Here is a 13,049-nt window from a genome sequence, read left to right as displayed (position 1 = left end):
TATTCCTCCCAAAAGCACAAGCAACCGCTCGTCAGTCGTCATGCATCTGCTTTCTCTTCAAGGCTTGCACTTCTTGCATGGGAGTATGGCGATACAGCGTGGATGCAGCTATGTTCAACCTGGTGGCGAGGGACGCAACGGTAATGGTCGGGTCCTTCAGCATGGCCTTGGCTACCCGAAGATCCTTAGCTGAAAGTGAGGGCGGCCTGCCTCCCACACGCGCCCGCGCCCGCGCGGCTCTCAAAGCCGGCATTGGTTCATTCACGGATGACGCCGCGTTCAAATTCGGCAAGTGCAGCAAAGATGTGGAAGACCATTTTCCCGCTCGGTAGCTCGTATCGATGGGATCTCGCAAGCATTAAAGCCCTATCCCCCGGTCCTGTGTGTATTGTTAGAAGCTGAACCTTTTCTTTTCCAAAATTTGCTGTAGGCTTCACAGGCTTAACACTTCGCTTTTTTTTAGGGATCAGGCGTTTCCAGTTCGGCAACCTTTGTACAAGCGATTTGGCAGGTCGAAGGGCCTGCCCGGTTTTCTACCGTTACAGTTTGGTAACGAGCTGCGTGTTCGGCTGGCGAAACTTATACACAGCAATTTACAAGATCGATGTAGAGTTAGTGCCGGGAAGAAAAGGAGAGGAGAAAACATGACTCAGCGAATAGCGTTAGTTACCGGAGCATCAAGCGGTATCGGGCGAGCGACGGCCCAACTGCTGGCGGACAGGGGGTATTATGTGTTTGCGGGAGCGCGGCGCATGGACAGGCTCGAACAGATACGTTCCGCTAACATCGAGCCTATCGAGCTTGATGTTAGCGATGATCATGCCATCCATCGCATGGTGAACCATATTATATCGAACCGAGGAAGAATCGACGTGCTAGTGAACAATGCAGGATTTGGTCAACTAGGCACAATAGAATGCGTCTCAATGGAAGCCGCTCATAGACAGTTTGAGGTAAATGTTTTTGGCTACGCCAGATTCATGCAAGCGGTGCTTCCGCATATGAGAAAGCAGAAGTCAGGGCATATCGTAAATATAACTTCAGTAATGGGCAGGATATCGACCCCAGGTTTCGGTTGGTATGCGGCTTCAAAACATGCTGTTGAGGCGCTCAGCGATGCGGTGCGTGGCGAAGTGATGGACTTTGGAATTGAAGTGGTGCTTATTGCTCCAGGCCTGATCAAGACGGAGTTTGTTCCCAAGCAGCTGGACTTGCTCAGAACGGTTGCCCATCCATTGGCTTATCAGAAGATTCTTAAGGGCCTTCATATCCTCTTGGCCAATGAACCCAAGTCGCCCGGCCCCGCCATTATTGCCCAGGCAGTACTCGATACGGTAACGAAGCCGAATCCGCCTATACGCTATGCATTGCCTCTCGATTCTAAAGCCTCTGTGATTGCCAGATGGCTACTTGGGGCTCGCCTCTTTGCCCGGGCAGTCAGGCATCAGATGAAACTGAATTTCTAGCAAAGCGGTTGATTGAAATTATTCCGGAAACCTTAGCCACTTTTGCAAACCGACGGGTTTTACCCATTTTCACGGACGGTTTGGTTAAGTCTAAATTGCATTACTGGCCCATTTCCATGTGTCGACGTTTTCTTGGGTTGTGGAATCGCTCGATATAGTCGAAGATATCTGTCCTTGCTTCAGCACGAGTTCGATACTGTCGACGATATATTCGCTCCCGCTTGAGGACTCCAAAGAAGCCCTCCGCCGCGGCGTTGTCGGCGCAGCTTCCCACCGCACTCATGCTGCAAATCAGGTTGTGCCCCTTCAGGAAGCGCTGGTACTCGTTGCTGGTAAACTGGCAGCCGCGATCCGAATGCAGGATGACTGGGGTTTTGGCCTCGCGTTGCCACAACGCCATGAGAACAGCCTGGAGCACCAGTTGCCTGTCCTGGCAGTGGCTCATGGACCAACCCACTACCATGCCTGAGTACAGATCGATCACCACGCACAGATAAAGCCAGCTTTCCTGGGTGCGGACATAAGTAATGTCCGTCACCCATCGGGTGTTGGGCTCGCTTGCCGTAAAGTCGCGCTGCAGGTGATTGCGTACATCATCCGGTCGCTGGCCACACACCTTCTTGCGCCAGCGTTTACGCTGGGGAATCCCCTTTAGTCCCTGTTGACGCATCGGCCGCGCCACACGGTTCAGCCCGCATGGCTCGCCTTCATAACGCAACTCCTTCCAGATACGGGGACTACCCACCACCCCATCGCTCCCATCGTGAATCTTCTTGATGCGCTCAAGCAAACGCCGGTTATCCCGTGCCCGGCAACTCAAGAGGCGATCTTGCCAGTCATAGTAGCTGCTGGACGAACCTGCAGGCAACGCGCCTTGGGAATGGCGAAAAACGAGACGACGTACTACCATACAGTTGGGGGTAAGCTATGCCTGACATGGAAAAGATCGAGCAGTACATGGCACTCGTGGACACGCTGGTCCAGATCGCCGATAAACAAGAGTTGGTGGCGTGCGCCAAATTGCTGGCCATGAACGTTGCGCATTATGCAGTTAAGTATGGGGAATTGCCTCTGGAAGAACGGGTCGCGAAGGTAGATCCCAACGAGCTCAATTATGAGCAGGCAGAGCTCGTGATCGCAGGCATGGCAACACTGATTGGCGTATTAGGTAGCGTAATTCAAGGGCTGGACGAGAAGACTGAGCATTAATTAGGTGCGGCTGCTTTGAACAATCATGAGTAACCCCCTTCTCGACCGCCTCAACGCTAACCTGGTCGCCATCGAAGCGGTAGCGCAGCGGTAATGCCCATCTCATCCCTGCACAAGATCATTGCTCGGCTAAACGAGATCGGGTGGATTGCAGAGAACCTTTATAAAGTAGAAAAGCGGTCTATCCTGCATACAAAGGCTACAAAAATATCTGAGGCCGCCTTACAGGCAAGAGAATGGGCGATAAGACTTGAGAGCGATCGGGACGAACTTGAGAAAAAAGTACTTGCCCTTGAACAGGAGTTGGCCAGGATAAAGGGAGGGACTCCTCCGGGCGCAGACGATAAGTACACGCCTGATTTTGGGAATTATGGGGGGGAGAAAGTGAGGGCATCTGGGGATCACTCGAATTGTCGAGTTGAGCAGCACGTATTTGCATCTGCCTTATCTCACTTTCCTGAACAACTTCGTGGACACGAATAACAGTATAGTGGGCCACTACCTCGCCGTCATACCCATACTCAACATCAATACGCACGCTCGCGCGAAGCGCATCTCCTGGCCGGACCCAACAATATTTTTTCTTGTAATGACTTCAATTCAGAACGATCCGAGATCTGAGTCTTTTCCGAAGTAAAGTCGATTAGCAAATACTTGGCCTTAACGTATATTTATTTGTAGAGCAAAACTCTATCTTATAACAAGTACTTTTAAAATCAAATAATTGAATACACTTGCGGCGGAGGCGGTGAGATTCGAACTCACGGTAGAGTTGCCCCTACGGCAGTTTTCAAGACTGCTGCCTTAAACCGCTCGGCCACGCCTCCAGATACTGGACGGATAATACCGTTTTAAAACGGGTTTTTCCAGCAAGACCCTTGTTGTAACATTGATATTGGTTGCAACTTTATGGAAAGATGAGTAGTCTTATATAAGTTGTTAGTAAACCAAGGAGACTTTCATGCAACCTGAACTTCGATATTCTAGCCCGACCGCGCAAACGGGGCTTGCTGTTGTTCGCAACAAGGTCCTGCGCAATACCTACTGGATGCTTGGCTTGACCATGATTCCGACGGTAATCGGAGCCATGATCGGGGTAAGCACCAATTTTGCTTTTCTCGCACAATCTCCAATCATGGGGCCGCTGGTCATGCTGGCCGTCATGATGGGTCTGTTGTTTGGGGTTAGCGCAACCCGCAACAGCCCAATGGGCATTGCTTTACTGTTCGTATTCACGTTCGTTGCGGGCTGGTGGCTGGGCCCCATGCTGCAATATGCGCTTCACTTTAAAAATGGCGCGCAAATCGTTGGGACCGCAGCGGCTGGAACGGGCGCAATCTTCTTCGTCCTGGCAGGAATCGCCACGGTGACCAAGAAGGATTTTGGCTTCATGGGAAATTTCCTGTTCGTGGGATTGATCCTGCTGATGATCGCTTCGATCGCCAACCTGTTTTTCGCCGTACCGGCGGCCTCACTCGCCATCTCGGCGGTTGCAGTACTGCTGTTTTCCGGCTTCATTCTGTTTGACGTAAGCCGTATTGTCAACGGCGGGGAAACGAACTACGTGATGGCAACGATGGGCATTTATCTCAGCCTGTATAACCTCTTCACCAGTCTGCTGCACCTGTTGTTGGCTTTCTCGGGTGAAAAGGACTAATAGGAACAAAAGGGGACTGATACCCTAGAAGGTTTCTGATGCACAAGGGCGACGAAATGTCGCCCTTTTCATTTCTGAGGCGACGAAATGTCGCCCTTTTCATTTCTGGGGGCGACGAAACGTCGCCCTTTTCATTTCCGCGGCTGATAGTCGTCCTTTCTACTTGCACCCTCCCCTGTTTTTCTAACCAGGCGCTTTCTCGAACAGCGCAACGGATTCGATATGCGCGGTGTGCGGAAACATGTTCACAATGCCCGCCGCTTTTAGCCAATATCCGTTCCGATGCACCAGTACGCTCGCGTCGCGGGACAGCGTAGCCGGGTTGCAGGATACATAAACGATTCGCCAGGGCGTAGCCTTATCTTTTTGCAATGCGGTCACCGCCGCGATTGCGCCCTCCCGCGGCGGGTCGATCAGCATTTTGTCGAAATACCCCTGCCCTTGCATCCAGGCTTCATTTATCTCAAACAGATTGGCTTCCGCGAATTGCGTACGGTGCGCGAGCCCATTGCGTCTGGAATTCTCCTGCGCTCTGCTTACCAAAGCCGCGCTGCCCTCGTAACCTACTCCCTGCGCACCGCGCCGAGCGATTGGCAGGGTAAAGTTTCCCAACCCGCAGAATAGATCTGCAATGCGTTCCCCCGGCTGCGGATCGAGCAAGCTCAGCGCACGTCTCACCAGTACCCGATTCATGGAAGGGTTGACCTGGGTAAACTCGGTGGGATGAAACGGCATCACGATATCGAATTCCGGAAGAGTGTAAGTCAATTCCGGTGCTGTTTCCGGGTAAAAAGGATAAGCGGTCTTGGGGCCGCCGGGTTGCAGAAAAAACTGAATGCGGTGCTGAGCCGCAAAACTTTTGAGCAGTGCTTCGTCGTTCAAATTGAGCGAATCCAGGATGCGCAATACCAGTACATCCACATCCTCGCCCAATGATACTTCGATCTGGGGCAGGCGTTCGCGAATGGACAAGCTGTTCACCAGTTCCCGCAACGGTGTGATGAGGCGGGAAATATGCACGGGCACCACTTCGCAAGACTGCATGTCGGCCACGAAACTGCTGCGTTTTTCGTGAAAACCTACCAGCACCGTATTTTTCTTGGCAACATAGCGCACCGACAGCCGCGCGCGGTGCCGATAACCCCAGCCTGCTCCATAGATAGCGGGCAATATTAATTCGGGCTCGACCTTGCCGATATGCTTGAGATTATCTTCCAGGATGCGCTGTTTTGCCGCCACCTGAGCGCGGATATCCATGTGCTGCAAGCTGCATCCGCCGCATAGTCCGAAATACCGGCACTGCGGCGCTACCCGCGTAAACCCCGGCTTGAGAATCTGCCCGGCCTGTGCCAATTCAAAACTTGGTTTCTTGCGGTAGGGATTAAAGGTGACGACCTCACCCGGCAGCGCACCCTCGATGAAGATGACTTTACCGTCTGCGTGGGCAACCCCGCGGCCTTCCTGATCGAGCGATTCGACAGTGACAGAAGCGGCCATATTGCGGGGATCCCCTACAGCCATCGGCCAAGGAATTCCTGCCAGTGGAGCTCGGTGGATTTGCCCAAAGTAATGCGTACTAGTTCGCATTCGCGTTCGTACTGTTCACTGGTGAAAATACCGCGCATGAGCTGGAAGCGTAAAAATACGAGGTAGGTATTCACCACATCCGTTTCGCAATAGTTCCGGATCGCCGTAATCTCCCCCTTCTGGAAAGCATTCCAGACTTGAGAGCCGTCCATGCCCAGCTTTCCAGGAAAGCCCATCAGCTTTGCCAGCTCGTCCAAGGGCACGTTAGCGCGTGATTGGTACAACGCGAGCAAATCCATTAAATCGAGATGGCGGATATGGTAGCGGCTAAGGTAGTTATTCCATTTGAACTCGCGGTCGTCATCACCCATTTCCCAATAACGGCATGCCTGCACACCATGGATCAGGCTGCGGTAATGGAGCACCGGCAGATCGAAGCCCCCACCGTTCCACGAGACCAGTTGGGGAGTAAATTTGTCAACGCCATCGAAAAACCTGCGGATGAGTTCAGCTTCGGAATCCACTGGGCTGCCCAGCGACCATACGCAAAAATCGTTCTTGTCGCGCAGGGCACATGAAATTGCCACGACCTTCTGTACATGCAATGGAAGAAAATCGTTGCCGACAGCCTGGCGCCGCAACTGAAACGCCATTTCGGCAATATCCGCAGGCGCAAGCTGCGGGCCGAGACCGTAGAGCTTGCGCAATCCCTCTACGTCGGGAACGGTCTCGATATCGAAAACCAATACAGGCGTCACCTAAGCGATCTCACACTAATTACGAGTTGGGATTTGACGGGGTTCCACCGCCTTTGACTGGCAAGATAATCGTGCGATTGCGCACATATATGGGTTTACGGCGAATTCCACTCGGCTACCGGGCGTGACATTCACGCAGGCTCAGGCAGGGAACACCCCCGTGGAAAGATAACGGTCGCCGCGGTCGCAAACGATGGAAACGATGACCGCGTTATGCACCTCGGCGGAAATCTTCAGTGCCGCCGCCAGGGCGCCCCCTGATGAAATTCCGGCAAAAATCCCTTCCTCGCCCGCCAGCCGCCGAGTCATATCCTCAGCTTCAGCCTGGGAAACCCGCATAAGGCAGTCCACCCGGCTGGCATCATAAATTTTTGGCAAATACGCTTCAGGCCATTTGCGAATACCCGGAATCTGCGCACCCTCCTCCGGCTGCACGCCTATGATCTGAATTTCAGGATTTTTTTCCTTGAAGTATTTCGAACAACCCATGATGGTGCCGGTAGTGCCCATGCTGCTCACAAAATGGGTAATGTTCCCTCCGGTATCCCGCCAGATCTCGGGGCCCGTACCTTCGTAGTGGGCTCTGGGGTTATCGGGACTGGCAAACTGATCCAGAATGATTCCGCGACCTTCGTCGCGCATGCGCTCGGCCACATCCCGCGCTTCTTCCATGCTGCCTTCTTTTGAAGTCAGCACGATCTCGGCGCCATAAGCCTTCATGGCTTGCCTGCGTTCTATGCTGAGATGCTCCGGCATCACCAGGATAAGAGGATACCCCATGATCGCCGCAGCCATTGCCAAGGCTATCCCGGTATTGCCACTGGTGGCTTCGATCAACGTATCGCCCGGCCTGATGTCGCCGCGCTCCTGCGCGTGCGTAATCATTGATAACGCCGGGCGATCCTTTACCGAACCTGCGGGATTGTTACCCTCCAGCTTGACGAGGACGGCATTGCTGGTCACCCCCGGCAAGTGTTTGAGTTTTACCAGAGGCGTATTACCGACAAAATCTTCTATGGTTTTGAACATGACCGCCCGATACACAAAAGGTTATGCTGGATTATCGCACACACGGCAGGCGTCGAAATGCCCGCGTAGCACCAATACAGCGGCTAAAAGAAAAATGCCGAAGTACTGCTTGGGTGAGAGAAAGCGAAGTGATCTTTATAGACTGGGCTACAAAGCGCAACCCATCAATTGTTGATGAGTTGCGGCCTGAGGCCTCCATCCACCGTACAAATTTTCTTCTTATTTGCCAACGGATTTATTTTCCTTCTTGACCGTGGTGCCGCCGACCGTAATATCCTTGCGCACCCGCTTCATGATAGCCGGACCAATCCCACTCACTTTCTCCAGGTCGTCGGGCGACTTAAACGGACCACGCTTCTTGCGATATTCAACGATGGCCTTGGCTTTGGCAGGGCCAATTCCCTGAAGCGTTTCCAGCTCTGCCTGGGAAGCGGTATTGATGTTAACTGCGGCATAGGCTCCGCCGGTAAAGGCGACTAGCATAATGAGAAGCAGAAACAGTTTTTTCATATCTATCGAGGTACGGCTAGCGTTGCCCAGATTGCGCCACTGCAAGCCATTGCAAAAACACTTCTGTTCCCTAGCAGGTCATTCCACATCAAAATGGAATATCATCATCCATATCATCAAAGCCGCTGCTGCTTCTGGCTGGGGCTTTATTGCTGGGTGCACTCGGCGCGAAACTGCCCTCCTCTCTGTCCGGTGCTTCAAAACCAGCGCTGCCGGGTTTGCTGCCGAGCATTTTCATATCGGTGGCGATAATGTCGGTGGTATAGCGCTCAACGCCCGCCTTGTCGGTCCATTTACGCGTCTCCAATCGTCCTTCGACATATACCGAACGGCCTTTCTTCAGATATTCACCTGCGATTTCGGCAAGCTTGCGATAAAACGTGACGCGATGCCATTCGGTTTTTTCCTGCTTTTCGCCGTTTTTGTCCTTCCAGTTTTCGGTGGTTGCCAATGTGATATTGGTCACCGCTTCGCCGTTGGGCATATAGCGTGTTTCAGGATCCTTTCCAAGGTTGCCGATGAGTATAACTTTGTTGACTGATGCCATTTATGCCTCTCCTCCTAATAACTGAGCAACGCCTTGTTCGTCAAAACCTCTCATATCCACCTTCAGGTAAGCCACGCCCTCGCTCGCGAGCACCAGCGCTTCATGCACACCGGGCAGTGCCGCCAATTGACGCGATAATCCGCTCGCCTTGCCGGTATCCATTTCTCGTACGTGATACATTCTGGTGCGCACCGCGGCGGGTGCTTTCATGGTAACGGCAAACATCAGCCAGAGCATGAGAAGTGCGCCACTGAACGCAAACAATGCGGAACTGCCATGGTTCCCGTACAGGTAGCCACCCACGCTTGCGCCTACGAACGTGCCCAGAAATTGAACGCTGCTATAGACACCAATAGCTGTGCCCTTGGCGCCGACGGGTGCAATTTTGGAAATCAGCGAGGGCAGCGTCGCTTCCAGCAGATTGAAAGCGGCAAAGAACACCAACAGCGCCGCAGTGGTGCCCCATAATGAATTAAACATATAGGCGAGCAATGCCTGGCTGACCAGCAGCACCGCGACCGAGGCGACAAACACCTGCTTGAGTTTCGCTTTTTTTTCCCCGTAGATAATTGCGGGAACGACCAGCACCATGGATAGAAGCAAGACAGGTAAATATACCTGCCAGTGTTGGTCCGCCGCCAGCCCGGCCGTGCGTAACGACAAGGGCACCACCAGCCAAAGCGCCATCAGAACCGCGTGCAATGCAAAGACGCCGAAATCCAGGCGCAGCAGTTCGCCATTGCGCAGCACATTGTGGAATCTTCCGGCCGATGCTTCGGTATCCGAATGAAAACGGCTGATAGCCGGGTCGGGAACGATCCTGGAAACCACCGCCATCGCCAGCAGTGCCAGCACTCCGGTCATGATGAAAATTCCGGGGACGCCGATCAGGCGGTTTAGCGCGGGCGCGACCACCAGGGAAAGCGCAAAGGTGGCGCCTATGGTCATGCCGATTGCAGCCATCGCCTTGGTGCGATGCTCTTCCCGGGTCAGGTCGGCGGCAAGCGCCATGATAGCCGCCGAAATCGCTCCCGCGCCCTGGATGATTCTGCCGAAAATGACCCCATATATATCGCTGGCGGAGGCCGCGATAAAGCTGCCGATTGCAAACAGGATCAAGCCGCCATAGATGACGGGTTTGCGCCCGAAACGATCGGATAGCCAGCCGAAAGGAATTTGCAGTATCGCCTGGGTCAAGCCGTATGCACCGAGCGCAATGCCAACCAGCGTATAGTTGCTGCCGCCCGGTAGATCCTCGGCGTAAAACGCGAATACGGGCAGGATGATGAACATCCCCAGCATGCGCAGCCCATAGATGCTGGCGAGGCCCACGGTAGCGCGCATCTCTGTCGGTGACATTTTCTCGGGCAACGGGGAAGGGGACATGAATCAGATTGGGAAAAGGAGGGAAACTTGCGTATATTAGCAGGTTTGACCAGTGCTCAGATAGCCTCAGGCATTGCCGGGCCTTCAATGGATAGTGGCGGCAAAATCAATCGATGGAACTCATAAGAATTCGCGGTGCGCGCACGCACAACCTCAAAAACATCAGTCTCGATCTTCCACGGAACAAACTGATCGTCATTACCGGTTTGTCGGGGTCCGGCAAGTCGTCGCTCGCATTCGATACGCTTTATGCGGAAGGCCAGCGGCGTTATGTCGAATCGCTATCGGCCTATGCGCGGCAATTCCTCCAGTTGATGGAGAAGCCCGACGTCGATCTGATAGAAGGACTATCTCCCGCAATAGCGATAGAGCAAAAGGCGACCTCGCACAATCCGCGCTCTACCGTCGGCACTGTCACGGAAATACACGATTACATGCGTCTGTTGTTCGCGCGCGTGGGCGATCCGCAGTGCCCCGATCACGGCATTACGCTTACAGCACAAAGCGTTTCGCAAATGGTCGATCACGTTTTGCGGCTGCCGCCGGATACCCGGCTGATGATTCTTGCGCCACTCGTGGTCGGACGCAAGGGCGAGCAGATGGATTTAATCGATGAACTGCGTGCGCAGGGATTCATACGCCTGCGGATCGACGGAAAGGTTCATGAAATCGATGAGCTGCCGAAACTGCAAAAAAATAAGAAACACACGGTGGAAGTGGTGGTTGACAGACTCAAAGTCTCCCCGGATTCCAAGCAGCGATTGGCAGAGTCGTTTGAAACCGCGTTGCGCCATGCCGATGGACGCGCTTTGGCCGTCGAGATGGACACCGGCATCGAGCATCTGTTTTCCGCCAAGTTCAGTTGCCCGGTTTGCAGCTATTCACTTCCGGAACTCGAACCCCGATTATTTTCATTCAATAATCCGATGGGTGCCTGTCCTAAATGCGATGGGTTGGGTAAAATTACGTTCTTCGATCCCAAGCGTATCGTCGCCTTCCCGCATTTGTCCCTGGCTTCCGGCGCGATCAAGGGTTGGGATCGCCGCAACCAGTTCTATTATCAATTGCTGGCAAGCCTTGCCAACCACTACGATTTCGACCTGGAAGTCCCTTTTGAGCAGTTGGCCGCGCCCATCCAAAACATCGTTTTGAATGGATCAGCCAGGGAAAAGATCACGTTTGCATACCTGAACGAAAACGGAACCCGAAGCCATCGGAAGCACACGTTTGAAGGTATTATTCCCAATCTGGAGCGGCGCTACAAGGAAACCGAATCCGTTACTGTGCGCGAGGAATTGGCGAAATACCTCAATTCCCAGATATGTCCGGAATGCGCGGGAACGCGGCTACGCCGCGAGGCGCGCCACGTCCGCGTAGGCGGCCTCGCCATATATGAAATTAATTCGCTGCCTCTCAAGGAGGCAAAAGCCTTTTTCGATCAGGTAAAACTGACGGGGCATAAATTTGCCATTGCCGAAAAAATCATCAAGGAAATTTCCAGCCGTATCTCTTTTTTAAACAACGTCGGGCTCGATTATCTGTCACTGGAGCGCTCGGCGGAGACCTTATCTGGCGGAGAATCCCAGCGCATTCGGCTCGCCAGCCAGATCGGCTCAGGACTGACCGGCGTCATGTATGTCCTGGATGAACCTTCAATCGGTTTGCATCAGCGTGACAATGGTCGCCTGCTGGAAACGCTGAAAAGCCTGCGTGACCTGAGCAATAGCGTCATTGTAGTGGAACACGACCAGGACGCGATTCTTTCCGCCGATCACGTCGTTGACATGGGTCCGGGCGCGGGCGAGCATGGCGGCGCGGTTATCGCGCAAGGGACGCCAGCGGCTATTCAGCAGAATCCCGATTCGCTCACCGGCCAATATCTTTCCGGCGGGCTGGCCATTAGCATGCCGGAAAAACGCACCGAACCGAAAAGTGACCGCTGGCTCAAAATAGAGGGTGCAACTGGCAATAATCTGAAGAACGTCAATCTCAGTCTTCCGGTGGGATTATTCGTTTGCATTACCGGCGTATCCGGCTCCGGCAAGTCCACCCTCATCAATGAAACACTCTACAACGCCATGGCCCAGTATCTCTATGGCAGTGCCGCAGAGCCTGCGCCGCACCAAAGCGTCGATGGCTTGGCGTTCTTCGACAAGGTCATCAATATGGACCAGAGCCCGATCGGGCGCACGCCGCGTTCAAACCCGGCCACTTATACGGGCCTGTTCACGCCTATCCGCGAACTATTCGCGGGCGTACCCCAGGCGCGCGAACGGGGCTATGGGCCAGGAAGATTCTCGTTTAACGTCAGGGGCGGACGCTGCGAGGCCTGCCAGGGCGACGGCATGATCAAGGTGGAAATGCATTTTCTGCCCGACATATATGTGACATGCGATGTCTGCCATGGCAAGCGTTATAATCGGGAAACCCTGGAGATTCAGTACAAGGGGAAAAATATCACCGAAATCCTGCAAATGACAGTGGAGCACGCGCATGAATTTTTCAGCCCCGTGCCGGTGGTCGCGCGCAAACTGCGAACCCTGCTGGATGTCGGACTTGGCTATATCACCCTTGGCCAGTCCGCAACCACGCTGTCCGGCGGAGAAGCCCAACGTGTGAAGCTGTCCCTGGAACTCTCCAAACGCGATACCGGCCGCACGCTCTATATTCTCGACGAACCCACTACCGGTCTTCATTTCCAGGATATCGATTTACTGCTGAAAGTGCTGCATCGCCTGCGCGATCATGGCAATACGGTGGTGGTAATCGAGCATAACCTGGATGTGATCAAGACTGCCGATTGGATCGTCGATCTCGGACCCGAGGGTGGCGACGGAGGTGGAGAGATCATAGCCGAAGGCACGCCCGAACAAATCGCAGCGAATGAGAAAAGCTTCACCGGACGTTACCTGAAAACGACGCTCGGCTCACCAGGCCATAATTCCGGGCGACAAAAATAA

12 protein-coding genes, 1 tRNA gene and 1 pseudogene are annotated in these 13,049 nt (G+C 53.7%); 5 read left to right on the top strand and 9 right to left on the bottom strand.

Going from position 1 to position 13,049, the window contains the following annotated elements; translation table 11 throughout:
- Positions 1-31: 31 nt before the first annotated feature.
- On the bottom strand, positions 32-265 hold the full coding sequence (locus BMX00_RS05070) for a helix-turn-helix domain-containing protein (protein WP_218141492.1): 234 nt from the start codon (positions 263-265) through the stop codon (positions 32-34).
- A gap of 379 nt (positions 266-644) precedes the next feature.
- Between BMX00_RS05070 and BMX00_RS05065 the strand changes: the two genes are divergently transcribed.
- Positions 645-1,466, top strand: coding sequence for an SDR family NAD(P)-dependent oxidoreductase (locus BMX00_RS05065; RefSeq protein WP_090827847.1), 822 nt, complete (start codon positions 645-647; stop codon positions 1,464-1,466).
- A gap of 100 nt (positions 1,467-1,566) precedes the next feature.
- On the opposite strand, the pseudogene BMX00_RS05060 reads toward BMX00_RS05065, so the two are convergent.
- A pseudogene (locus tag BMX00_RS05060) lies at positions 1,567-2,322 on the bottom strand (IS3 family transposase); the annotation flags it as partial.
- Positions 2,323-2,393: 71 nt separating this feature from the next.
- On the opposite strand from BMX00_RS05060, the gene BMX00_RS05055 reads away from it, so the two are divergent.
- Together BMX00_RS05055 and BMX00_RS05050 are read left to right on the top strand one after the other, a co-directional pair.
- On the top strand, positions 2,394-2,675 hold the full coding sequence (locus tag BMX00_RS05055; RefSeq protein ID WP_090827845.1) for a hypothetical protein: 282 nt from the start codon (positions 2,394-2,396) through the stop codon (positions 2,673-2,675).
- Between the two features lie 93 nt (positions 2,676-2,768).
- Positions 2,769-3,158 carry a hypothetical protein gene (locus tag BMX00_RS05050; RefSeq protein WP_090827843.1) on the top strand — a complete coding sequence of 130 codons (390 nt, stop codon included), beginning with the start codon at positions 2,769-2,771 and terminating at the stop codon, positions 3,156-3,158.
- Between the two features lie 257 nt (positions 3,159-3,415).
- Here BMX00_RS05050 and BMX00_RS05045 read toward each other — a convergent pair.
- Positions 3,416-3,502: transfer RNA gene (locus BMX00_RS05045), tRNA-Ser, on the bottom strand.
- A 134-nt stretch (positions 3,503-3,636) separates the two neighbouring features.
- Between BMX00_RS05045 and BMX00_RS05040 the strand changes: the two genes are divergently transcribed.
- Positions 3,637-4,332, top strand: a complete 696-nt coding sequence (locus tag BMX00_RS05040) for a Bax inhibitor-1/YccA family protein (RefSeq protein WP_090827840.1) — start codon at positions 3,637-3,639, stop codon at positions 4,330-4,332.
- 183 nt (positions 4,333-4,515) lie between these two features.
- Here BMX00_RS05040 and rlmD read toward each other — a convergent pair whose 3' ends face one another.
- From rlmD to BMX00_RS05010, 6 genes are all read right to left on the bottom strand, one after another.
- Positions 4,516-5,829: a 23S rRNA (uracil(1939)-C(5))-methyltransferase RlmD gene (rlmD, locus tag BMX00_RS05035; protein ID WP_090828201.1), complete on the bottom strand. Its 1,314-nt coding sequence runs from the start codon at positions 5,827-5,829 to the stop codon at positions 4,516-4,518.
- Positions 5,830-5,843: 14 nt separating this feature from the next.
- Entirely contained in the window at positions 5,844-6,617 is a 774-nt protein-coding gene (locus BMX00_RS05030; RefSeq protein WP_090827838.1) for a 3'-5' exonuclease, read from the bottom strand.
- 141 nt (positions 6,618-6,758) lie between these two features.
- Positions 6,759-7,646: a cysteine synthase CysM gene (cysM, locus tag BMX00_RS05025; protein WP_090827836.1), complete on the bottom strand. Its 888-nt coding sequence runs from the start codon at positions 7,644-7,646 to the stop codon at positions 6,759-6,761.
- 219 nt (positions 7,647-7,865) lie between these two features.
- Entirely contained in the window at positions 7,866-8,156 is a 291-nt protein-coding gene (locus BMX00_RS05020) for a ComEA family DNA-binding protein (RefSeq protein ID WP_090827834.1), read from the bottom strand.
- 88 nt (positions 8,157-8,244) lie between these two features.
- Positions 8,245-8,703, bottom strand: a complete 459-nt coding sequence (ssb, locus tag BMX00_RS05015) for a single-stranded DNA-binding protein (RefSeq protein WP_090827832.1) — start codon at positions 8,701-8,703, stop codon at positions 8,245-8,247.
- Entirely contained in the window at positions 8,704-10,062 is a 1,359-nt protein-coding gene (locus tag BMX00_RS05010) for an MFS transporter (protein WP_090827830.1), read from the bottom strand. It abuts the gene before it with no gap.
- 140 nt (positions 10,063-10,202) lie between these two features.
- Between BMX00_RS05010 and uvrA the strand changes: the two genes are divergently transcribed.
- Complete coding sequence (gene uvrA / locus BMX00_RS05005) at positions 10,203-13,049, top strand: excinuclease ABC subunit UvrA (protein WP_090827828.1); 2,847 nt, start codon at positions 10,203-10,205, stop codon at positions 13,047-13,049.

Origin of the sequence: Nitrosovibrio tenuis, assembly GCF_900109785.1 — a bacterium.
Taxonomy (GTDB): Bacteria; Pseudomonadota; Gammaproteobacteria; order Burkholderiales; family Nitrosomonadaceae; genus Nitrosospira; species Nitrosospira tenuis_A.
This window is presented reverse-complemented; position numbering and strand designations above follow the sequence as displayed.